General features: G+C 68.3%; 17 protein-coding genes. 9 read left to right on the forward strand and 8 right to left on the reverse strand.

The features are described 5' to 3' along the window. Window positions 1–34: 34 nt before the first annotated feature. A complete protein-coding gene (locus SH203_RS07585; protein WP_200808854.1) occupies window positions 35–3,022 on the reverse strand; it encodes a TonB-dependent receptor domain-containing protein in 2,988 nt (995 codons plus the stop codon). A 465-nt stretch (window positions 3,023–3,487) separates the two neighbouring features. Here SH203_RS07585 and SH203_RS07590 point away from each other — a divergent pair, with 465 nt between their 5' ends. Next, entirely contained in the window at window positions 3,488–5,011 is a 1,524-nt protein-coding gene (locus SH203_RS07590; RefSeq protein WP_087120277.1) for a hypothetical protein, read from the forward strand. Between the two features lie 66 nt (window positions 5,012–5,077). Here SH203_RS07590 and SH203_RS07595 read toward each other — a convergent pair whose 3' ends face one another. From SH203_RS07595 to SH203_RS07610, 4 genes are all read right to left on the reverse strand, one after another. Further along, the gene (locus tag SH203_RS07595) at window positions 5,078–5,962 is read right to left on the reverse strand and encodes an ROK family protein (protein ID WP_087120278.1); all 885 of its coding nucleotides are present in this window, start codon (window positions 5,960–5,962) and stop codon (window positions 5,078–5,080) included. Continuing rightward, window positions 5,959–7,764: an alpha-amylase family glycosyl hydrolase gene (locus SH203_RS07600; RefSeq protein ID WP_087120279.1), complete on the reverse strand. Its 1,806-nt coding sequence runs from the start codon at window positions 7,762–7,764 to the stop codon at window positions 5,959–5,961. The genes SH203_RS07595 and SH203_RS07600 overlap by 4 nt, the downstream gene beginning before the upstream one ends. Window positions 7,765–7,916: 152 nt before the next feature. Further along, window positions 7,917–10,043, reverse strand: coding sequence for a TonB-dependent receptor (locus SH203_RS07605; protein ID WP_234989422.1), 2,127 nt, complete (start codon window positions 10,041–10,043; stop codon window positions 7,917–7,919). Between the two features lie 126 nt (window positions 10,044–10,169). Beyond that, a complete protein-coding gene (locus SH203_RS07610; protein ID WP_087120281.1) occupies window positions 10,170–11,249 on the reverse strand; it encodes an alpha/beta hydrolase in 1,080 nt (359 codons plus the stop codon). Between the two features lie 250 nt (window positions 11,250–11,499). On the opposite strand from SH203_RS07610, the gene SH203_RS07615 reads away from it, so the two are divergent. After that, on the forward strand, window positions 11,500–12,612 hold the full coding sequence (locus SH203_RS07615; protein WP_087120282.1) for an alpha/beta hydrolase fold domain-containing protein: 1,113 nt from the start codon (window positions 11,500–11,502) through the stop codon (window positions 12,610–12,612). Window positions 12,613–12,620: 8 nt separating this feature from the next. Next, entirely contained in the window at window positions 12,621–13,529 is a 909-nt protein-coding gene (locus SH203_RS07620; protein ID WP_087120283.1) for an alpha/beta hydrolase, read from the forward strand. A 12-nt stretch (window positions 13,530–13,541) separates the two neighbouring features. Here the strand turns inward: SH203_RS07620 and SH203_RS07625 are convergent, their stop codons facing one another. From SH203_RS07625 to SH203_RS07635, 3 genes are read right to left on the reverse strand one after another with little or no spacing between them, the layout of a single operon-like run. Then, the gene (locus tag SH203_RS07625) at window positions 13,542–14,864 is read right to left on the reverse strand and encodes an MFS transporter (RefSeq protein WP_234989423.1); all 1,323 of its coding nucleotides are present in this window, start codon (window positions 14,862–14,864) and stop codon (window positions 13,542–13,544) included. 55 nt (window positions 14,865–14,919) lie between these two features. Next, window positions 14,920–15,933, reverse strand: coding sequence for an alpha/beta hydrolase (locus SH203_RS07630; RefSeq protein ID WP_087120284.1), 1,014 nt, complete (start codon window positions 15,931–15,933; stop codon window positions 14,920–14,922). Next, window positions 15,930–17,006 (reverse strand): alpha/beta hydrolase, encoded by a 1,077-nt coding sequence (locus SH203_RS07635; protein WP_087120660.1) that lies wholly within the window; start codon window positions 17,004–17,006, stop codon window positions 15,930–15,932. Before SH203_RS07635 ends, SH203_RS07630 begins: the two co-directional genes overlap by 4 nt. A gap of 127 nt (window positions 17,007–17,133) precedes the next feature. Between SH203_RS07635 and SH203_RS07640 the strand changes: the two genes are divergently transcribed. The 6 genes from SH203_RS07640 (at window position 17,134) to SH203_RS07665 (ending at window position 23,551) form a co-directional block, all read left to right on the forward strand. Beyond that, entirely contained in the window at window positions 17,134–18,156 is a 1,023-nt protein-coding gene (locus SH203_RS07640) for a LacI family DNA-binding transcriptional regulator (protein ID WP_087120285.1), read from the forward strand. A 209-nt stretch (window positions 18,157–18,365) separates the two neighbouring features. Next, window positions 18,366–19,811, forward strand: a complete 1,446-nt coding sequence (locus tag SH203_RS07645) for an aldehyde dehydrogenase family protein (protein ID WP_087120286.1) — start codon at window positions 18,366–18,368, stop codon at window positions 19,809–19,811. Between the two features lie 16 nt (window positions 19,812–19,827). Next, window positions 19,828–20,592 carry a glucose 1-dehydrogenase gene (locus SH203_RS07650; protein WP_087120287.1) on the forward strand — a complete coding sequence of 255 codons (765 nt, stop codon included), beginning with the start codon at window positions 19,828–19,830 and terminating at the stop codon, window positions 20,590–20,592. Then, window positions 20,576–21,697 (forward strand): 3-isopropylmalate dehydrogenase, encoded by a 1,122-nt coding sequence (gene leuB / locus SH203_RS07655; protein WP_087120288.1) that lies wholly within the window; start codon window positions 20,576–20,578, stop codon window positions 21,695–21,697. The genes SH203_RS07650 and leuB overlap by 17 nt, the downstream gene beginning before the upstream one ends. A 10-nt stretch (window positions 21,698–21,707) precedes the next feature. Further along, window positions 21,708–22,994, forward strand: coding sequence for an acetylornithine deacetylase/succinyl-diaminopimelate desuccinylase family protein (locus SH203_RS07660; RefSeq protein ID WP_087120289.1), 1,287 nt, complete (start codon window positions 21,708–21,710; stop codon window positions 22,992–22,994). Between the two features lie 5 nt (window positions 22,995–22,999). Continuing rightward, window positions 23,000–23,551, forward strand: coding sequence for a cupin domain-containing protein (locus SH203_RS07665; protein WP_087120290.1), 552 nt, complete (start codon window positions 23,000–23,002; stop codon window positions 23,549–23,551). Window positions 23,552–23,682: the final 131 nt, after the last annotated feature.

A 23,682-nucleotide genomic window follows, 5' to 3' on the forward strand; every position in this document is an offset into this window, starting at 1 on the left:
GACACAGGCGTCGCCGGAGCCACGACGATCAAGATCAGAAGTGCGCGTTCAGGCCGACGAAATACTGACGGCCCAGAATGTCGCCATAGTTCCGCGTCGGATAGGACGGCTCCTCGTCGGTCAGATTGATCACCCCGGCGCGGATCGCATAGTCGCCGAAGCGATATTCGCCGGACAGGTTGTGACGGATGTTCTCGCTGATCACCGGCGTCGGCGTGGTCTCGATGGTGTCGAACCGGTTGACCCTCGAAACCGGCAGATAGTTCATCGTGTAGCTGAGCCGGATCGGCCCGCGCGCATAACGGGCGTCGAACCGCGACACCCAGTCCGGCGTCAGGGTGGTGTCGTCCGTCCTGTTGTAGTCGAAGCCGGTGACGGAGGTTTCCAGAAGGGCGTTGTGGGTGACTTCCAGCCCCAGTTCCAACCGGCCCCAGTCGGCGCTGCGACGGAAGGCGTCCGCCACGTCGAAGGCGTAGTTGACGGTGTAGATTTCACCCTCGTAGCGCACCGTGCCGGCGTTGAAGGTGGTCGATCTGGCGGTCGCCACCTGTCCCTGGCTGTTGAAGGTGAACTGGCTGCAGACATCCGCCGGCCTGGGCGAGGAATCGAAGCAGGTCGCCAGGAAGTTCTGCGGCGTGAAGGCCGACAGACCATCGCTCAGCTCCACCTCGACCCGGTCGGCCACCAGCGTCAGGCCCGGCGCGAACGTCGGCTGGAAGACGACGCCGAAGGTGGTCGTGTCCGAAACCTCGTTCTTCAGGTTCGGATTGCCGCCGGTCGTGACCAGGACGTTGGTGAAGTTCTCGCCCGGGTCCTGGAAGCCGGTCAGCGGCCCCCAGCCCGGATTGGCGGCGAACAGGGCCTGACAGTTGGCCAGACGCACGGAGGGATTGGGTCCGCTGTTGATCCGGTCGGAATCGCACGGGTTCTGCGCGATCGCATCCAGGCCCGTGCTGGACGGCGCGAACAGCTGATCCAGGGTGGGCGCGCGGAAGTTGCGGCTACGCGACGCGCGCAGGGTCAGGCCGCTCACGACCTCCCAGCGCAGGCCCGCGCCCCAGACGTTCTCCTTGCCGGCGATGGAGTTGTCGACGATGCGATAGGCGCCGTTCAGCTCCAGAGACTTGACGAACGGCAGGGTGAAGTCGCCGCCGAACACCGGCGCCAGGACCTCGGCCGAAAACTCGTTCGTATTATAGGCGCCGCGCGTTGCGGAAGTGGGCGTGCCCGATCCTACAAGGCCCTGCCGGTTGGCGTCGAACGGATTGAACTCCGCCTTCTCGCGCCGATACTCATAGGCCAGGCTGAAGCTGGCGGGACCGGCCGGCAGGGCGAACAGTTCGCCGCCGATGGTGGCCAGAAGGTCGTCCTGGGTGTTTTCGAACTTTTCTCCGACCGGCACGGCCACATAGTCGCGCATCGCGCTGGTGATGACGCCGGCGCCGAAGATGTTGATCGGCACGCAGCCGGGGGCGTCGTTGGTCGTCGAGGCGTCGGCGTTGACCGCGCAGACGGGCTGGCCTCCGCTGCTGACCGCGTTGACGGCGTTCTCCAGCCGCGAGGTCCAAGTGTCCCACCCGGACCGTTCGCCGCGGGTGACGCCCCGGCTGGCCGACACGCTCCAATAGAAGTTGCGATCCGCCCAGTCGAAGTCGCCTTCCAGCGCGACCAGACCGCGCCACACGTCCGTATCGCTCACGACCTCGCGGGTCGGCAGGATGTCCGCGAAATTCTTGGACAGCCATAGCGGCGCCCCGGCGGCGAAGCCCGGATTGGCGGCGCTGAGCTGGGCCAGGGCCGTCGGGGTCAGGAAGGGATTGGTGCGGAAGAAGGCGATGGGGCCGGCGCCGGAATCGGCCGAGTTCAGCACCGTGCGCGACGTGCCCTGCGTGCCATAGGGATCGCGCCCCTGGGTGTTGGCATAGAGCAGTTCGCCCTTCAGCTTGATCCGGTCGGTCAGGTCGTAATGGCCGATCAGGTTGGCGTTGAACCGTTCGACGCCGGTGTAGAGCGCCGCCAGATCGCGGAAGTCATAGCCGTCTCCGCCCGTGGCGAACGGCACGCCCGCCACCGCCCCGGTGTCATAGGCGACCAGACTGTTTCCATCGGCCGAAAACTGTTGGGGCACGCCGCCCGAACGCACCAGGAAACGCCCGACCGGCGCGGGGATCGAGAAGATCACCCCATTGTTGTTGAAGGGCCAGAAGTGCGCGTCCAGCAGCTCGCGCACGGACGGAATCCCGTCGGACGGGCCGGTGTTGGCCGAGTTGGACACCGTCAGCCGCGCCAGGTTCGAACGCGGACGGTCCTGACCATAGAGCGAGTCCGTCTTCGACCATTCCACATCGGCCGCCAGATTGGCGCGGCCGTCCAGGACGTTCTGGCCCAGCGTCATACGCAGGCTGCGCTGCGGATAGTCTCCGCGCGAAGAAACGCCGTACTGGGCGTCGACCTCCACGCCCTCGAAATCGTCCTTCAGCACATAGTTGACCACGCCGGCGATGGCGTCCGAGCCATAGACGGCCGCGCCGCCCGCCTGGACCACGTCCACCCGCTTCAGCAGGCCGACCGGGATCAGATTGGTGTCGACCACCCGGTCGCCCATGCCCGACGACGAGGTCACGAAGCGACGCCCGTTCACCAGCGACAGCGTGCGGCCGGCGCCCAGGCCGAACAGGTTGGGGAACTGCTGCCCCGAACCGGCCTCCGAACCGGACCCGTTGGCCACCGGCGCGGACGGCGTCGCCGAGGTGATCTGGTTCAGCGCCTGCCCCACCTGGACGAAGCCGCGCTCCGACAGCACTTCGGCGTCGATGACCGAAACCGGCGCGGCGGTCGTCGTCTGGACGCGACGAATGCGTGAACCCGTGACGACCACATCGTCAACGCTTTGGCTTTCATCCTGCTGCGCGACCGTCGGCGCCGTCTGGGCCAGGGCCGGAGCCGCGCCGCCGAACACCAGCAGGGCGGACCCCGCCATGGTCGTGGCCATCAGGCGCTTCTTCATCGACATGCGCGTCATCGTATCCCCTCGATCTGCGTTCTGACCGCGCGAGCGACATCCCCATCGCCGCGCCTCTGCCGAAAGGCTAACCCCGCCCAGCCGGCACATTCTTTCCTATTTCAGGCTCGACGCTGATCGTCACACAACTTTCATGCACGTGAGAGGACAAACAGGACTGAAATATCTCCACACATTCTCAGCGTTCAAAAGCGGCTTCATCCACGCCACGCTAGAGTCAGCTGCTGTTTCCCAACACTCATGCACCGGCGAAGCCGTTTCGGCGCCGCCCAGGGCGGCGACGCAAACCCGGGCCGCGACGCATAGATATTGCGGCGGACGACCGCGCCCCGCGAAACCCTCTATTCGCCGAGCCACAGACACGCGCGACGATCATGCCTCCGGCGCATCGGGAAAGCCTCCAGTTTGCATAACGCTTGCGCCCATAGCTGCGTAACCTGTTTCCAAACGACGGGGAGCGCAGGCATGAACCTTCTCACACGGATCGCCATGGGGTCGGGCGGCCTTGCCTGCGCGCTCGCCCTGACCCTCATGTCGGGACCGCCCGCCCATGCCGCCGAAACGCCTTCGGTCGCCTCTGGGCAAGACGCCGCGCCGCCCCCGACCGTGACCCACCACAGCCTTCGCCTGGCGCGCGGACGCCTCGACTATCAGGCCGAGATCGGCCGCATCGCCATCCGGGACGTCGAGACGTCCGAGGCGCGCGGCCATATGGGCTATGTCGCCTATCGCGCGCCCGGCCGCGAACCGCGCCCCCTGATCTTCATCTGGAACGGCGGCCCCGGCGCCAACTCCGCCACTCTGCATTTCGAAGCGGCCGGCCCCCTTCGCGGCGAGGACGATCATCTGGTCGACAACGCCGAAACCTGGCTGAGCGCCGCCGACCTCGTCTTCGTCGATCCGATCGGCACGGGGTTCAGCCGCCCGACCAGCACAGCCGCCGCCGACGAATTCTACGGCACGGTCGGCGACGTCGCCTCGGTCGCCGAGTTCGTCCGATCCTGGCTTCTGCTGCATGACGCCCAGGACCGACGTGTCTTCCTGGCCGGCGAAAGCTGGGGCGCCGGCCGCGCGGCGAACGTGGGCTATCGCCTGTTGAAGCAGGGCGTGCCGATCAGCGGCCTGATCCTGATTTCCGGCGGCGACGGCCTCGACACCGCCTATGTGTCGCCCGAGACGGCGACGGCCCTGCACGTCATCGACCTGGCGCCCGTCGCCCTGTTCCACCACAGGCTGCCGCCGGAACTGGGGCTGACGCCCGAAGCCGCCCGCGCCGCCGCCGAGGCCTGGGTTGGCACGACCTATGCGCCGGCCCTGGCCCGTCGCGCCGAACTGACCGACGCCCAGCGCAACGCCGTCATCGCCGACCTCTCGCGCTTCACCGGCGTACCGGCCGACCGGATCGACCCCGCCGCCCTGACCTTCACGCCCCGCCAGTATCTGCAGGGCCTGCTGCAGGATCAGGGCAGAACGCTGAACGTCTTCGACATGCGGCTGACCGAAAGCCCCCGGATCGGTTTCACCGGCGCCATCGACCGCTACCTGCGCCGGACGCTGAACTATGTGACGGACCTGGCCTATGTCGGCCTGGACGATGTTCAGGCCGGCTATGCGCCTTACGACCGTTTTCCAGCCGGCGTCGGCGCGCGCTGGAACTATGCGACCGTGGAAAATCCCAGCCCCGAGGCGGTCAAGGCGGCGATCGACGACGCCGTCCGTCGCGGCGGCGGACCACCCCGCATCGGCCCCCCGCTGCCCGCCACCGAAGAGGCCCTGGCCCTGTCGCCGACGCTGAAGGTCCTCATCGCCTCCGGCCGCTACGACTCCCTCGCCAGTTGCGCCCGCGACGCCGCTGTCGCGCAGACCCTGCCCCCGTCCCTGCGTTTCGCCCTGACCTACCGCTGCTACGACGGCGGCCACATGTTCTACCGCAACCCCGCCGCCCGCCTGCAGTTCAGCCAGGATGTCGCCGACATGGTTTCGCGATGAGGATTGTGACGAACTGAGCCGTCAAGTCGGGCGCTGAATCGCCGTCCGTAGGCGGCTGCGCGATCTTCACACGCCGTCCTGCGCCAGGATCAGGGCGCCCAGCACGCCCGCGCGGCCGCCCAGTCCGGGGGCGGTGATGTAAGCGTTCAGGGCGGTCGGGTCGTCGAGGTGGGGCAGGTAGCCGCCCAGTCGCTCGCCCAAGGCCCGGCGCACGCGCGCCAGAAGATGTTCGGCGCCGCCGACCCCGCCGCCGATGACGATCCGGCGCGGCGCCAGCACATAGGTCAGATTGGCGGCCATCTGGGCCAGGTGGCCGGCGACGATCTCCCAGACCGGATCGTCCTCACCCACGGTTTCGCCCGGCCGCCCCAGACGCGCGGCGACGGCGGGACCAGACACCAGGCCTTCCAGACAGTCGCCGTGGAAGGGGCAAATGCCCGCGAACGGGTCGGGATGGGCGGCGGTGCGGACCGACATATGGCCGGCTTCCGGGTGAAGCGCGCCGTGAACCAACCGCCCGTTGGCCACGACGCCCATGCCGACACCCGTTCCGACGGTGACATAGACGTGGTCGTCCAGTCCCCTGCACGCCCCCCATCGCCCCTCGGCCAGGGCCGCGCCGCCGACGTCGGTGGCCAGACCGATCGGCGCGCCGAACCGCCGGAGCGGTTCCAGCAGGTCGGCGTCGGACCATCCGGGCTTGGGCGTTCGGAGGATGCGGCCGTAATCCGGCGCGTCGGCCGCCACGCGAACGGGACCGAAACTGGCGACGCCGATTCCGGCCAGCCCGCCCGCGTCGGCCTGGCCTTGCAGCACCTCCACGACCGCGCCCAGGGTCGCCTCCGGCGTGGTGGTCTCGATACGGACGCAGTCGCCCAGATCGTTCGGTCCACGGCCAAACCCGACCAGGGTCTTGGTGCCGCCGATCTCGATCCCCGCATAGGTTTTCATTTGTCGGCGCTCCACCAGATCAATTCATAGGGCGCCAATCTGACGGGTCCGGCGGGGATGTCACGCCCCGTCAGCCGATCCCGACCGGCGACGTCCAGATGGGAGGGTCGGATCACGATCTGGGGCTCTGGCGTGAAGTTGGCCAGGCACAGGAAGGGCCGCCCTTCCGAGCGCGCAAAGGCCAGAACCTCGGCGCCGACATCGACCGGCGTCGCCCGCCCGGCGATCCCCGCCGGACCCAGCGCCCGCGCCCGATCCGCGAACAGACGCAGCGCGGACAGGGCGTCGCCGCCCTCCCCTCCGACCTCGGCCGCTTCGGCCCGCGCCCAGTCCATGTCCGGCCGATGCAGCCAGCGGCCTTCCGCCGCGCGGGCGGGGTCGTCCAGATAGGTCGTGTCGTTGCCCAGTGCGATCTCGTCGCCCATGTAGATCAGCGGCCAGCCGTCCAGCGCATGGATCACGCCGTACAGCAGCCGAAGCCGCGCCCGCGCCAGGTTCTGATCCACCCCGGACTTGCCGATGCCGACCAGGGCGGCCGCCATGCCGTTGGTCGAAGGCACGCCGCCGGGCGCGGTCTGGAAGCGCCGTCCGTCGGAGAAGCCGCCGCCGTCGTAGAAATCCGACCAACGGCGCAGATCCTCTGGCGGCGCATACTGGGCCAGGGCGTTCCAGATCAGGTCGTCATGACACCGGACATAGTTCAGCCAGGCGGCGTTGTCGGGCCGTTGGGCCGCCGCCGCCAGCAATCGGTTGACGATGCCGACATCGCCGTCGGCCAGCGCCCCCCACAGGGCTGTCATCACCCCGTTGTTGTAGGCCAGGCCGCACGCCGCCGAGGACACGCCGAAGAAGGGCAGCACATCGTCCAGGCTCTCGATCGCCTCGGCCAGCAGCACCACGCTGGGCGCCGCAATGTCCAGCGCCGCGCGGAAGGCCTCCACTATGGCGTAGGTCTCGGGCTGGTTGCGGCAGTTCGTGCCTTCCCGCTTCCAGAGGAAGGGCGCGCTGTCCAGCCGAAACCCCTGAACGCCCTTGTTGGCCAGGTGCAGCAGGACATCCAGCATCTCCAGGAAGACATCCGGGTTCGAATAGTCCAGATCCCATTGGAACGGATAGAAGGTGGTCCAGACCCAGGCGCCCATGTCGGCGTCGAAGGTGAAGCTGCCCGGCGCCGTATCGGGAAAGACATCGACCAGATGGGCTTCCCAACGGGCGACCTCCGCCTCATCCCTGGCCTGGCGATAGAAGGCGCGGAAATGCGGGTCGCCCGCGCGCGCCTTGACGGCCCACTCATGTTCGCGCGCCGTATGGTTGCAGACGATGTCCAGCAACAGCCCCATGCCGCGCGTCCGCAGTTCTGCGGCCAGCCGTTCCAGCGTCGCCATGTCGCCCAGGGCGGGTTCGACGGCCCTGTAGTCCTGAACCGCGAAACCGCCGTCGCTCTCGCCCTCGCGCGCCTTCAGCAGGGGCAAGGGATGAAGCCAGCGCACGCCGAGCGCCTGAAGATAATCCAGTCTGTCGATCAGACCGTTCAGGTCGTCGGCGAAACGGTCGACATAGAAGGTATAGACCCCCTGGCCCGACCGACCGATCCAGTTCGGGTCCGCCTTGCGCTGGACGTCCAGCGTCTTCAAGGCTTCGGGACGCGACTGGACGGCGCACGCCACGGCCTGGTCGACACGCGCCAGCAAGGCGGGCGCGGCGTCGCCGTACAGGGATTCAAGGCGATGGGTCAGGACCGCTCGCGCCGACACAGTGTCGAAGGCGGCGTCCGGCGTCGTTCGAACAGGCGCGCCGTTCATGCCGGAACCGACGGCTGTGCGGCGTCGGTCAAAGCCGGCCTATCGTGTTGTTCAACGACCACGACGGGCCTCCGTGACTTCACACGCCGACGACAGGCGCCGGCCATAACGAAAGAGGTGGCGGCGCGAAGGATCGCGCCGCCGCAAGTTGCTCAGTTCAGATCAAGGCGCAGGGTCAGGCCGATGGTGCGCGGACGCGGCCCCGCCAGCAGGGTCGGACCATTGGCGGCCGTCGGCCCCCGCTCGTCGCTCAGGTTCTCGCCATACAGACGCAGTTCGTACTGGTCGAACCGCACCCCCACGCTGGCGCGATAGAGCTGATAGGGGTCCAGGCTGTCGATAGTCGCATCACCGATCCGGTTGCGCCCGACCGCCGTGACCGACCCATTGGCGAAGACGTCGTACTTGCCGATGCTGCGGTCATAGTTGACGTCGAACCGGACATTGTAGGGCGGCGTATTGATCAACGTCTGACCGCCGGCCAGCCGAGGATTGGCCGCCGCGAAGCTGGCGTTGACGTCGGTGAACTCGGAATCGTTCACATTGGCCACCAGATTCAGGTTCAGCCCGTCGATCGGCGTGTCCCACGACGCCTCCACGTCGAGGCCGCGCGTTCTGGAATCGCCGAGGTTGGCGAAGGCCGACAGACCGATGGAGGTGTTGAAGGCGCTCTGAAGGTTCTTGTAGTTGATCTCGTACAGGCTGGCGGCGATCCGCACCTTGCGGTCGAACAGGCTGCCCTTCGTGCCGACCTCGACGTTCAGCAGTTCATCGGGCGTCAGGGCGATGCCGGTCGGCACGCCGTCGGCGATGACAGCGTCGGCCTGTGCCTTGGATTGCAGGATGCCGCTGCGGAAGCCCGTGCCCGCGTTGAAGAACATCATCCAGTTATCCGTCGGATAATAGGACAGGTTCGCGCGCCAGGTCAGGGCGTCGGGCTTGGAGGTGCTGGACACCGGCACGCCGTTCGAAATCGAGTCCGCCGAACGGGTGTCGCGGAAGTAGCGCAGCCCCACCAGCGGAACCAGCTTGCCGCCCATCAGGTCGTAGCTGACCTCGGAGAAGATCGAGGCGTTCTCGGTCCGGGTGATGGTCTGGCCGCTGAGATTCAGGGCGGGGAAGGCCAGGCTGAAGGTGTAGAGCCCTTCGGCCTTCTGGTAGAAGACGCCGCCGACCGCGTGCAGCGGCCCGGTTCCGTTGGTCGCCACGCGGAACTCGTTGACGAAGCTGTGCGAGTCGCCGCCGTTCGTCAGCGTCCCGATGCCCAGCGGCGCCCCCAGGTTCAGCCCCACCTGGAACCCGCCCGGCAAGGATTTCTGATAGGCGGTGGCGTTGGTCAGCGTCACGGAATCGAAGCGACGGGTGATGGTGCTGGAATAATATTCGGCGCGACGACGGTCATAGCCTTCGACATCGCCCTGGTAGGAGGCGTAGGGCGGATCGATGGAGTTCATCACGTTGAGGTAGTCCTGGTCCGTGCTGAACTTCCAGGCGCGCAGGCGGACCGAGGTGCGATCGTCCGGCGTCCACAACAGGACGGCCTGCATATCCTTGGCCACCACCGTATTGGCGTCGGTGACGCGCGGCGTGCCCGTCGGCGCGCCCGAGTAGATGTCGTTATAGCCCTGGCGATAGTCGTAGCCGCCGCTGACCCGCAGGCCCAGCTTGTCCTTGATCAGCGGCATCGAGACGGCGGCGGCGACGCGATAGTTGGGATCGCTGGCGTTCGCCGTGGTCGACACCTCGGTCTCGGCCTGGAAGGTCTCGTGATCCAGGTTGGGGTTGCGCGTCCGATAGATGATGGTGCCGCCCATCGAGCCGGAGCCGTACAGGGTGCCCTGCGGCCCGCGCAGCACCTCGACCCGCTCCAGATCGAAATACTGGACCGGCGGCGCGGCCTGGAAGTTCGGAACGCCGAACGGGGTGTCGTCGAGGTAGTAACCCACCATGCCGTCGCCGACGGGGCCGCCCGCGCCCGACCCCCGGAAGGAGAAGACGCGATAGCCCGCGCCGATTTCCTGGGCCTGGGAGGCGCCGGGGATCAGGGAGATCAGATCGGCGCCGTCCCGCACGCCCTTGTCCTTCAGCGTCTCTTCCGAGAAAGCCTGAATGGCGACTGGCGCGCGGTCCAGACGCTGGGCGCCCGTCTTCAGGGCCGTGACGACGATGTCGTCCACCGACGACGGCGCCTCTTGCGCCGGGGCGGTCTGCGCCCAAGCGGGCGCGGACGCCAGGGCGGCGCCGCACGCCAGAGCGATCACGCTGGCGGTGCGGACCATAGTGTCGCGCCTGTTGTTTTCCGATCTTCTCGTCATGACTTTGCCCCTCCCCAGGGCCGTTGCTTGTGCAATCGTTCAGGTGGTTTCGGGCGTGAAGTCGGACGCCCGGCCGTTTTCAGATCGCCTTCAGCCGCTGGCTGACGGCGGATGCAGCGCGGCCCTCAGTCCGCTTTTCCAGGCGGCGGCGAAGTCGCGCGACACCCGCGCCTGGGGCGCGATGAAGTCAAAGCCGTGATAGGCGCCGGGGGTCACATGCAGTTGAACGGGAACTCCGGCCTGGACTAGACGGCGCGCATAGTCGATGTCCTCGTTCACGAAGAGGTCCAGACCGCCCACGCCGATGAAGGCCGGCGCCAGACCGGCGACCGTGTCCAGGCGGGCCGGCACGGCGCCGTAGGGAACAACCGCCGACCCCGCCTCCAGGCCCAACAGGCAGGACCAGCCGAAACGGTTCCCGGCCTCGTTCCAGCCGATCGTGCCGATGAAGGGCGGCACGCGCATGGTCGATCCCGTCCGGTCGTCCAGCATGGGATAGATCAGCACCTGATAGCATAGCGGCGCATCGCCCCGGTCGCGCGAGGCGATGGCGACCATCGCCGCCAGACCGCCGCCCGCGCTTTCCCCCATGACCGCGACCCGCGCCGGATCGACGCCCAGCGCCTCGGCGTTGGCGTGAACCCAGGCCAGGACGGCGTAGCAATCCTCCATCGGCCCCGGAAAACGGGTTTCGGGCGACAGCCGATAGTCGACATTGGCCACGACGCAGTCGAACTCGGTCGCCAGATCCTGGCACATGACCGTCGTGTCCGAGACGCGGCCCAGGATGAAGCCGCCGCCGTGGATGTGGACGATGGCCGGGCGCAATGTGGCGCTGGGCTTGGCCCCGATCAGTTCGAACCCGACATCCGGCTGCCCTCGGCGGCCGGGCGCCGTGCGCCGTTCGACCGTCGCGGGGGATGAAGACGGCTGTGGATTCATGGGCGGAAAGGCGCGAAGCGCCGCCAGACTTTCCTCAGTCCAGGCCGGAAGCGGGCGCTCCAGAATCTTGATCGCGCCTTCGCGAAGCTCGGGATCGACACGGCTCAGGATCGGATCGGCGGCGGTCGCGGGCTGGCCAGCGGCGAAGGCGGCTTCGCCCCAGCCTGCAAGGGCCGTCGCGGCGACCCCGGCGCCCGCCAGGCCGAAAGCGAATGATCGGCGATTCATCGCCACCCTCCCCGTTTCGCGGTCTTCGCCGCTTCACAATCCTACTCTGACCGAAAAGCAATCGTTTGCAATAGGAGATTTGGCGTTTTGAAATCGATTGTGTCGGCAAAGACCCGATGATGGGTTCGAGCGGCGGCGCCCGCGCCAAGTTGATCTTGCCAGGTCGTGAAACCCGGCGCAGGATGAAAATGCAAACGATTGCGACGTCCATGGACGAAGAAGCGGTCGACACGCCAGGGAGGGCGGACAGATGAAGACGACGAAGGGGCGCGCTTGGACGCGCCTGGCCGGGCTGGTGCTGGCCGGACTGTCGCTGGCCGGGACGGCCGTGGCGCAGACGACCCCGGCGACGACGCCGCCGCAGGTTCTGGTCGACGCCGAGGGCACGGTGCAGGTTCCGGCCATGACCGTGCCGGTGTCCAGCCTGCTCAGCCCCCAGGCCCGCGCCTATGTGGCCGAACATCTGGTCCAGATGCAGAAGCCCGAACTTCTGGCCCAGAAGGACGGCGTGCCCATCTTCATGCAGCCCTATCTGGACCGCCAGAACGCCCAGTTCGCCTATGATCGCGCGGACACGCGCATCGGCGGCGTCCACGTCTATGACTATCGCCCCAAGGCGGGCGTCGCCGCCGAGAACGCCAGGCGCGTACTGATCAACCTGCACGGCGGCGGCTTCATGGGATGCTGGCCCGGCTGCGCGGAACTGGAGTCGATCCCGCTGACCGACCTGGGGCGCATCCGCGTCGTGGCGGTCGATTATCGCCAGGGGCCGGAGCATCGTTTCCCCGCCGCCAGCGAGGATGTGGCGGCCGTCTATCGCGAACTGCTCAAGACCTATCCGGCCCAGAACATCGGCATCTACGGCTGTTCGGCCGGCGGCATGCTGACCGGCATGTCGGTCGCCTGGTTCCAGTCTCACGACCTGCCCCGACCGGGCGCCGTGGGCGTCTTCTGCGCGGGCGCCACCCTGTCGGCGGCCGGTTTCGGCGGCGATTCCGACTATTTCAACGGGCCGCTGGGGGATTCGCGCCTGCCGCCGCCCTATCCCAATCCCGCCCAGGGCGACGCGGCCCGCCTGCCCTATCTGGTCGGGGCGGACCTCAGCGACCCGCTGGTGTCGCCGACCTCGTCCGACGCGGTTCTGGGCCGCTTTCCCCCCACCCTGATCATCACCGGCACGCGCGGCTTCGAACTCAGCTCCTCGGTCTATACCCATACCCAGCTGGTCCGTCTGGGCGTGGACGCCGAACTGCACGTCTGGGAGGGGCTGTTCCACGGCTTCTTCTACAATGCCGACGTGCCTGAATCCCGCCAGGCCTATGATGTGATGCTGCGCTTCTTCGACCGGAAGCTGGGTCGCTGATCCTTCCCATGACGACAGCGCCCGAAGCCGCCGGCTTCGTTCAGACGCCCGCGCCCTCGGGTCGCGGGCGTCTCTACGCCTCGACCGCCATGCCCTGCGCGCCCTTGCCGGAGCGCGAGGTCTTCGTCTGGACGCCGGACGGCTGGAACGGCGAAAGCCCCCTGCCCGTCCTCTATGTCCAGGATGGCCAGAACCTGTTCGACGCCCGCCGCGTCCCCTATGGCGCGGCCTGGGAAATCGACGCCTGCCTGTCGCGCCTGATCGCGTGCGGCGCCGCGCCGCCGATTCTGGTCGTGGGCGTGGCCTGTGCTGAAAACAGACTGGCCGAATATGCGCCCCATCCCATCCTTCAGCGCGCCTCGCCCTCGGCGCGGGCGGCCATCGACGCCGCCTGGGGCCGCCTGCCTCCCGCCGGGGCCTATGCGGCTCTGGTGGTCGAGCGGATCAAGCCGGTCATCGACCGGGCGTTTCCGACCCGCCGAGCCCCCGGCTCGACCTTGATCCTCGGTTCATCCATGGGCGGGGTCGCGGCGCTAGAGTGTCTGGCCCGCCATCCCGAGGTGTTCGGCGGGGTCGCGGCGCTGTCGGCCCACCTCAGCCTGCTGCCGGTCGATGGAACGGAGATGATCCCGCAGGATTTCGCCGCCGACATTGCCCAGGCCGTCGGCGCATTCGCCCAGGACCAGATGCCGCCGCCGGGCCGTCACCGCATCTGGCTAGACCGCAGCGAACTGGACATCGACCGTCACTACGGTCCCAGCCACGACGCTTTGGTCGCCGCCATGATCGCCAAGGGCTATCGGCCCGGCGTCGATCTGATGCGACGCGCCTTCACCGGCGTGGGCCACAACGAGGCGGCGTGGCGCGACCGTCTGGACGAAGTTTTGACCTTCCTTCTGGCCGACGTCCCTGCCTGACGGCCCCGCGCCTCAGACCGTCGCGGGCCTGGGGCGCGGCGTATGGGCCCACAGGGCGCAGACCGCCGCAATCCCCATCAGAACCCCGCACAGCGTCAGCACGTTTCGCGCGTCGCCGCCCAGCAGGCCGTTGAAATAAAGGGGCATGGTGACGGCGTTGATCAGCATGGGCGTCACGATCATCATGTTGAAGATGCCCATATAGACCCCGGTGCGCTCGGGCGGGATGCTATTGGCCAGCACGATATAGGGGTTGCCCATGATGCTGGCCCAGCCCAGTCCCACGCCGATTGCGGGCAGGAACAGCCAGATCTTGTCGTGGATATGCGGCAGGGTCGCCATGCCCAGGCCCGCCGCCAGCAGACAGGCGGCATGGGTGACGGCCGGTCCCCACCGCTTGGCCAGCGGCACCAGGGCGAAGGCGGCGACGAAGGCCACGCCGTTGTAGAATCCGCCCATCTCGCCATTGTCGATCACAGCCCGGCGGAAGCCCTCGGACAGCGGGTCGTGCTGATTGTAGATCGACCGGCTGATCGAATAGATCACATAGTTCCAGTAGCCGAACATCGCATACCACTGGAACAGGCTCATCAGGGCGAGCTTGCGCATCGTGACGGGCATGTCGCGGATGGCGCTCCAGATTTCCGACACCGTGCCCCAGGGCGTCATCGGCCGCGCCTTGATCGCCGCCCGCTCCGCCTCCGTCAGCGGCAGTTCGGGCACCCGCAGGATGGACCACAGGATGGTGCCCAGCGACAGCACCGCCCCGACGGTGAAGGCGATCCGGGTGATGATCGGGATGTTGTGCGCATCGACGGCGTTCACATCGAAGCCCAGCAGGTTCACCAGCAAGGACGGCGACAGATAGGCCAGCATCTGGCCCAGGCCGGTGAAGGCGCTCTGCGACAGGAAGCCGAGACGCCTCTGATCGTTGTTCAGCCGGTCGCTGACGTAGGCGCGATACGGCTCCATGGTGATGTTGTTGCCCGCATCCAGAATCCACAGGGTGCAGACGGCGGCCAGGATGGTGGGGCTCAGCGGCATGTAGAACAGGCCGATGGCGCACAGCACCGCCCCGACCACGAAATAGGGCGTCCTGCGCCCCCAGCGCGACGCGGTGCGGTCGCTCATCGCGCCGATGATCGGCTGGATCAGCAGGCCGGTGATCGGCCCCGCCAGCTGCAACAGCGGAATGCTGGCCTCGTTGGCCCCCAGATAGGAATAGATCGGCGCCATATTGGCCTGTTGCAGGCCGAAACTGAACTGAAGGCCCAGAAAGCCGATGTTCATCTCGATGATGCGCCAGAACGGCAGGTGCGGCTTATAGGACGTCACGGCGGATCACCTTGGAAAGAAGCACGGCGTCGGCGCGATCCGCCGACCGCGAAGATCAGTGAGAGGGGGCGAACAGGCGTCCCAGCCAGAGGTCGAACAGAACCGGCCATTGGCTGTTCGGCGTATCCGGCCGCCCCAGGCCGAACCCGTGCCCGCCCTGCTGGAACAGATGCGTCTCGACCGGCACGGCGGCCTGGCGCAGGGCCGTCAGCATCGACAGGCTGTTCTCCGGCGGCACCGCCGTATCGTCCAGGGCGTGGACCAGGAAGGTCGGCGGCGTCCGGGCGTCGACGTGACGGTCGGGCGACCGAAGCGCGATCAGCTCGGCCGACGGCTCCGCGCCGATCAGGGACAGGGCCGACTGGGGATTGGTGAAGGGCGGCGTCATGGCGATGACGGGATAGATCAGGCCGACGGCCGACGGCCGGGCGTCGATCCGGTCGATGGCGTCGCGGGGCGGCGTGGACCGAAGCTGATGCGCCGTCGCCAGCGAGGCGGCCAGATGCCCGCCCGCTGAATAACCCAGGGCCGCAATCCGGTCCTCGCCCACGCCATCGGCCGACGCGCGCGACCGGACGATCCGCAAGGCCCGCTGGGCGTCCTGCAAGGGCACGGTCCAGGGCGACGTCCATCCCTCGCCCGGCAGCCGGTAGATCAGGACATAGACGGTGTAGCCCATGCGGTTGAAGGCCTCCGCCGTCGCCGCCCCTTCGTGGGTTCCGACGACGAAACTATAGGCGCCGCCGGGCATCACCAGGAGCGACCGGCCGTTCGACCGCTCCGGCGCGAACCGCTTCAGAAAGGGCTCGGCGACATTGCGGAAAAAGCCGGGCGGGGCGTTCGCCGGAACCGGCACGGGCTTGAACCCGCCCTCGGGCGGCCCCTCGGGCCACAGCTTCAGTTCCTCGGCCCTGCGCCAGCTGTCAGGCAAGGGCCCGATCGGCGAACCGGCCGGCGCCGGGCTCTGGGCGGCGACGGCTGGACCGGACACCCCGGCCGCTGCGACCGCCGTAAGGCCGACCCCGATCAGATGACGCCTGTTCAGGCCATGGGGCTCGGTGCGCTTCATGGCTGCATCTCCGTCCGGCCGAACGCCGCCGCCAGGGCGGACCGCCAGGCCTGGGTGAACTGTTTGGACACGCGGGCCTCGGGGACCACGAAGTCGAAGGCGTGATAGGCGCCGGGGACCACCATCAGGGTCGTCGGCACGCCCGCCGCCACCAGTCGCCGCGCGTATTCGATGTCCTCGTCGACGAACAGGTCGATGGCCCCCACGCCGATGAAGGCCGGCGCCAGACCCGCCAGGCTCGAGACGCGCGCGGGCACGGCCGCCGCCGGAACCCCGGCCGATCCGGGCGTGGCATTCAGAAAGGCGCGCCAGCCGAAGGCGTTGGCGGCGGCGCTCCAGCCGATGGCGCCGATATGGGCCGGAACCGCGCCGACGCTGCCGGTGCGGTCGTCCAGCATGGGATACAGCATCACCTGAAGGCACAGCGGGACTTCGCCCCTGTCGCGCGCCATGATCGCCAGCAGGGCCGCCAGTCCCCCGCCGGCGCTTTCGCCCATGATGGCGATGCGCGCCCGGTCGACGCCCAGAGCGTCGGCCTCGTCGTGCAGCCATTTCAGGGCGGCGTACAGATCCTCGACCGGCCCCGGGAACGGCGTCTCCGGCGACAGGCGATAGTCGACGTTGACGACCAGACAGTCGAACCGCGCCGCCAGATCCTGACAGAAGGGCGTCAGATTCTTCGCCCGCCCGGAAATCATCCCGCCGCCGTGAATGTGCAGCACGGCCGGACGCTTCGGCCCCTCGGACCTCTGGCCGATGACCTCGACCGAGACGGGCGGCGCCGCGCCCAACCCCTTCACCGTCCGATCCACGACGGCGGGCGCCGGGGCTGGAAGACGCGCGGGCGCCGCCCAGGAAGCTCTCAAGGCGGGCAGTCCCGCCACGGTCAGGACCGGCAGCGGCTGGGCCATCTGCGCCTCGGCGCTGGCCCGCAGTTCCGGGTCGACCAGGCTCAACGGATCGACCGCGCCCGAGCGCGCCGCAGGCGACGCCATCGCACCCAGCGGCCTGATCGCGCAGGCTCCGGCCGCGGCCAGAGCGCCGGCGCCCAGCCAACGTCTCGAAATCAACATGACGCCTCCCTTGGCCACAATTGCAATCGATTGCAGCTCTTTCCATATCTCTACGCCGATTGCGACATTCGCGCAATCACTCGATGACCGCGTTGACCTGCGCGCGTGCGCGGGCCATCGATGATCCATGAGTTCCGGGTCAAAATCCGTCACCACCCTGGCCGATCTGGCCCGTTTGGCCGGCCTGTCGACATCGACCGTATCGCGGGCCCTGGCCGGCAATCCGGTGATCAAGCCCGCAACGCGCGAAAAGGTCGAGGCCCTGGCCAAGGCGCACGGCTATCGGCCCAATCTGGTGGGCCGCAACCTCCGAACCGGCCGGTCGCACGCCGTCGGCGTGGTCCTGCCTCTGGGTCACGAGGTGGGACAGCCCGTTTCCGACCCCTTCTTCATCACCCTGCTGGGCCATCTGGCGGACGCCCTGACGACGCGGGGGTACGATCTTCTGCTGTCGCGCGTGATCCCGCGTGGCGAGAACTGGCTGTCGGACATCGCCGAATGCGGCCGCGTCGACGGCGTCATCGTGATCGGTCAGTCCGACCAGATGGACGTGATCGAGGCCGTCGCCCAGCGCTATATGCCGCTGGTGGTCTGGGGCGCCCAGTTTCCCGGCTACGCCCAGACCGTGGTCGGCACGGACAATCGGCTGGGCGGCCAGTTGGCGACGCGCCATCTGCTGGACAACGGCCGTCGGCGTCTGGCCTTCTTCGGCAATCCCGAATACCCCGAGCTGGGCGAGCGGCATCGCGGCTTCCTCGACGCGCACGAGGCCGCCGGCGTCAGCGCCCCGGCCCACCTGTTGCCCGTCCACCTGACGCCCCAGACGGCCTATGAGACCATTCGCGCCTTTCTGGAGGTCGACGACACCATCGACGGCGTCGTCGCCGCCACCGACATCATCGCCATGGCCACGCTGAGGGCGCTGAACGAACACGGCCTGTCCGTCCCGTCCGACGTCGCCGTGGTCGGCTACGACGATCTGGAAATCGCCATCCACGCCTCCCCCCCGCTCACCACGATCAAACAGGACATCGCCGGCGGGGCGGAAGCCATGGTCGACATCCTGCTGGCGCGCATGGAGGGCCAGTCCAAGACCTCTGTCATCCTCCCCCCTCGACTGGTGATCCGCAACTCGGCGCCCCTGTCGTAGGCGCAAGGTCCGCAACGCCGCCTCGACAACCCTTGGCGAGCCCGCCTGTCCATCAGGGGATGAAAACGCTCGTTATTCCGATCACCCACATCATGAAATCAAGGACTTGGCCGCTCGCCGTAAAGGGCTTGTTGCGCAATCCATAATCAGGCCCACTGTCGGATCGACGGCTGCGCGGGCGCGGCCGCGAGGGGACGGACAGGAAGCGTATGACGACGGGCTTCGCCACGGATCGGGTCTTCATCGGCGGCGTCTGGCGGCCGTCGGACGGGGGCATGACCCTGCCGATCGAGAATCCGTCCACGGGTGAAGCGCTGGGCAAACTGGCGGCCGGAACCGCCGCCGACGTGGACGCGGCCGTCCAGGCCGCTCGCGCCGCGTTCGAGGGCGAATGGGGGCGGACGACGGCGGTGGAGCGCGGCCGCATCCTGGCCCGGATGAGCCGCGAGGTGGAGGCCCGCATCGACCAACTGGCCGAACTGGAGGCCCTGGATGTTGGCAAGCCGCTGAAACAGGCGCGCAACGACGTCGTCGCTCTGGCCCGCTATCTGGAGTTCTACGCCGGCGCGGCGGACAAGCTGCACGGCGAGACCCTGCCGTTCCAGGACGGCTACACCGTCTATACCCTGCGCGAGCCGCACGGGGTGACGGGGCACATCATCCCCTGGAACTATCCGATGCAGATCATCGGCCGCTCGGTCGTGGCGGCCTTGTGCGTCGGCAACGCCGTGGTGCTGAAGCCGGCCGAACAGGCGTCGCTGACCGCCCTGGCCTTCGCCCATGTCGCCGCCGACTGCGGCCTGCCGGCGGGCGCCCTGAATGTCGTGACCGGCGCGGGGGCCGAGGCGGGCGCGGCCCTGGCGGCCCATCCGGGGATCGACCACCTGTCCTTCACCGGCTCGACCGGGGTGGGCGTGGCGATCCAGCAGGCGGCGGCGGTCAACGCCGTGCCGGTGACGCTGGAACTGGGCGGCAAGTCGCCCCAGCTGGTGTTCGACGACGCCGATCTGGACAAGGCCCTGCCCTTCCTGGTCAACGCGGGCACCCAGAACGCGGGCCAGACCTGTTCGGCGGGATCGCGCGTCCTGGTCCAGCGCGGCGTCTATGACGAGGTCGTTCGCCGCATGGCCGAACGCTTCAACGCCCTGACCGTCGGGCCGGCGATGGACGACCGAGACGTCGGCCCGCTGGTCTCGAAGAAACAGCAGGCCATGGTCGAACGCTTCATCGACAGGGGCCGCGACGACGGCCTGATCGCGGCGCAGGCGACGTTGGGCGACCTGCCCCAAGGCGGCGCCTATGTCGCGCCCACCCTGTTCGCCGGGGTCGCGCCCGATCATCCGCTGGCGCAGCAGGAAATCTTCGGTCCCGCCGTCGTCGTCATGCCGTTCGACACCGAGGAAGACGCCGTCGCCATCGCCAACGGCACGCCCTACGGCCTGGTCGCCGGGGTCTGGACGGCCGACGGCGGGCGCCAGATGCGGCTGGCCCGACGACTGCGGGCCGGACAGGTCTTCATCAACAACTATGGCGCGGCGGGCGGTGTCGAACTGCCCTTCGGCGGCGTCGGAAAATCGGGCCACGGTCGCGAAAAGGGGTTCGAGGCGCTCTACGCCTTCACCGCCCTGAAGACCGTCGCGGCCCATCACGGATAACAGGGGAGCAGACGTCGTGGAGGGGAACAGATCCAAGCGGCTGGAGGGCAAGCGGGCGATCGTCACGGGCGGGGCCTCCGGCTTCGGCGCCGGCATCGCGCGCCGCTTCGCCGAAGAAGGCGCCCGCGTCATCGTCGCGGACCTGAACGGCGAGGCCGCCCGCGCCCTGGCCGCCGACCTGGGCGACGCCGAACTGGGCGCAGCGGTCGACGTCTCGAACGCCGCCGACGTGGCGGCCCTGGCCGAGACGGCCAATCGCCTGCTGGGTGGGATCGACATCGTGGTCAACAACGCCGGCGTCGGTCATACGCCCCAACCGCTGGACGAACTGGCGGACGAGGCTTTCGACCGCATCGCCGCGGTCAACATGCGCGCCATCTATCTGATGTCCAAGGCCTTCGTCCCGGCGATGAAGGCGCAAGGCTCGGGCGCCATCCTGAACATCGCCTCGACCGGCGGCGTCAGCCCCCGCCCGAACCTGACCTGGTACAACGCCTCGAAAGGCTGGGTCATCACGGCGACGCGGGCGATGGCGGTCGAGCTGGCGCCCTTTCAGGTGCGGGTGAACGCCCTGAACCCGGTGGCGGGCGACACCCCCCTGCTGAAGACCTTCATGGGGGCGGACACGCCCGAGGTGCGGGCCAAATTCCTGGCCTCCATCCCCATCGGCCGCTTCTCGACGCCCGAGGACATGGGCGCGGCGGCGGCCTTCCTGTGTTCGGACGACGCCTCGATGATCACGGGCGTAGCGCTGGAGGTGGACGGTGGCCGCTGCATCTGATCGGGTCTTCGACCTGCTGGTCCTGCCGGGCGACGGCATCGGGCCCGAGATCATCGGCGAAACCCTGCGCGTCGCCGACTGGTTCGGCCGAAACGCCGGCCTGCGCCTGAACCTGACCCAGGGTCTGGCGGGCGGGGCCAGCATCGACGCCGTGGGCGCGCCGGTATCGGGAACCGTCGTCGATCAGGCCCTGGCCTCGGACGCCGTCCTGTTCGGCGCCGTGGGCGGGCCGAAGTGGGATCACCTGCCCCGCGCCCAGCGGCCCGAGATGGGCATATTGCGCCTGCGTCAGGCGCTGGACCTCTACGCCAATCTGCGGCCCGCCGTCTGTTTCGACGAACTGCTGGACGCCTCGGCCCTGAAGCCCGAGCTGATCCGGGGGCTGGACGTATTGATCGTGCGCGAGGCGACGGCGGGCGTCTATTTCAGCCTGCCCCGCGCCAACGAGGTCGATGCGAACGGCGCCCGCCGCGCCTATGACACCCAGGCCTATACGGAAGGCCAGATCGCCCGCGTCTGCCGCACGGCCTTCGAACTGGCCCGCACCCGCAGGCGCCGCCTCTGTTCAGTGGACAAGGCCAATGTCATGGAGACGGGCGCCCTGTGGCGCGCGGTCGCCAGCGAGGTCGCGGCCGACTATCCCGATGTCGAGCTGTCGCACATGTACGCCGACAACTGCGCCATGCAGCTGGTGCGGCGGCCGGACCAGTTCGACGTCATCGTGACCGACAATCTGTTCGGCGACATCCTGTCGGACGCGGCGGCCGCCCTGACGGGATCGCTGGGCCTGCTGCCCTCGGCCTCGCTGTCGGGTCTGGGGCAGGGCGGACGCAGCCGGGGCCTTTACGAGCCCATCCACGGCTCGGCGCCGGACATCGCGGGCCAAGGCGTCGCCAATCCCATCGCCGCCATCCTGTCCTTCGCCCTGTGCCTGCGCTGGTCGCTGGACCGGGCGGACCTGGCCGACCGGCTGGAGCGGGCGGTGCGCCGGGTGGTGTCCAGCGGCGTGCGCACCCCCGACATAGCCCAGCCTGGCGTCGCCGCCGTCTCGACCACCCGGATGACCGACGCGGTTCTGTCCGCGCTGGACGCCGAGACCCAATGAGGTTCGACCGATGAGCGCCCCGACAATCCAGACCGTGATGGACCTGATCGACGGCCGCACCGACGATCTGGTGGCCCTGACCCAGGACCTGATCCGCTTTCCGACGGTGAACCCGCCGGGCGAGGCCTATCGTCCCTGCGCCGAATACATCGGCGATCGGCTAAAGCGGCGCGGCTTCAAGGTCGAATACGTCCGGGGCGAAGGCTCGCCCGGCGACAGCGACAAATATCCCCGCACCAATGTCATCGCCCGCTGGGAAGGCGCCGAGCCCGGCCCTTGCGTCCATTTCAACAGCCATATCGACGTGGTCGAGGTCGGCGCCGGCTGGACGGTCGATCCCTTCGGCGGAGAGGTGAAGGACGGTCGCGTCTATGGCCGGGGCGCCTGCGACATGAAGGGCGGGCTGGCGGCCTCCATCCTGGCGGTCGAGGCCCTGATCGATTCCGGCCTGCCCCTGCCCGGCGCGCTGGAGATTTCGGGCACGGTGGACGAGGAATCCGGCGGCTACGGCGGCGTCGCCTATCTGGCCGAACGCGGCTGGTTCTCCGAACCGCGCGTCAACCACGTCATCATCCCCGAGCCGTTGAACGTGGACCGGGTCTGCATCGGCCATCGCGGCGTCTGGTGGGCCGAGATCGAGACCAAGGGCCGCATCGCCCACGGCTCCATGCCCTTCCTGGGCGACTCGGCCATCCGCCACATGGGCGCGGTGATGGAGGCGTTCGAGAGCAAGCTCTATCCCGCCATGGCCGCCCGCCATTCCGACATGCCGGTGGTGCCGGAAGGCGCGCGCCAGTCGACGATGAACATCAACTCCATCCACGGCGGCCAGGCCGAGGGTTTCGACGGCCTGCCGGCGCCCTGCGTGGCGGATTCGACCCGCATGATCATCGACCGCCGCTTCCTGATCGAAGAGACGCTGGACGACGTTAAGGGCGAGGTGAAGGCCATACTGGACGGGCTGGCGGCTGGGCGTCAGGGCTTCCGCTACGAGATGCGCGACCTCTTCCAGGTGGCGCCCAGCATGGCGGACCGCGACGGGCCGGTGGCCAGCACCACCGCTGCCGCCATCCAGACCGTCCTGGGCAAGCGGGCCCAGTTCGTCTGCTCGCCCGGCACCTACGACCAGAAGCACGTCGACCGCATCGGCAAGCTGAAGGACTGCATCGCCTATGGTCCCGGCGTGCTGGACCTGGCGCACCAGCCGGACGAATGGGTCGGAATCGAAGACATGACCAACTCGGCCAAGGTCATGGCCCGCGCCGCCTACGACCTCCTGACCCGACGACGGAGCTAGGGCCCTTGGACGACGAGAACATCATCGGCCCGCGCCTGCGCGCCTTGCGCGACCGTCTGGGTCTGTCGCAGCGCGCCCTGGCCCGCAAGGCCGGCGTCCCCTCCAGCACCGTCAGCCTTGTCGAGAGCGGCCGGACCAGCCCCTCGGTCGGGTCGCTGAAACGCCTGCTGGACGCGGCGGGCGTGTCGCTGGGCGAGTTCTTCAGCTCCGACTTCGAAGCCCCGACCAAATATTTCTATCGCCACGACGAACTGACCGACATCTCGCGCGGCGAGGTGTCCTACCGCCAGCTGGGTCGCGGCCACGACAGCAGCCTGCAGATTCTCTACGAGACCTATCAGCCCGGATCGGACAGCGGCCGGGTCATGCTGTCCCACGAAGGGGAGGAAGGCGGGCTGATCATTTCGGGCCGTCTGGAGGTCACGGTGGACGGCCAGTCGCGGGTGCTGAAGGCCGGCGACGGCTATCTGTTCCCCAGCCCCCTGCCCCATCGCTTCCGCAATGTGGGCGACACGCCTTGCATCGTGATCAGCGCCTGCACGCCCCCGACGTTCTGACAACGCGATTATTTGATCAGAATCCTGATCAAGTTTCTTTATTTCCGAGAGATGTCAGCTATTTGCTGGCGACAAGAAATAGGCTTGCCGCGCCTCGCGTTTGGTCAGCTACTTCTCATGTGGCGACGGGG

This window comes from Brevundimonas sp. SH203, from assembly GCF_002157625.1.
Classification (GTDB): Bacteria; Pseudomonadota; Alphaproteobacteria; order Caulobacterales; family Caulobacteraceae; genus Brevundimonas.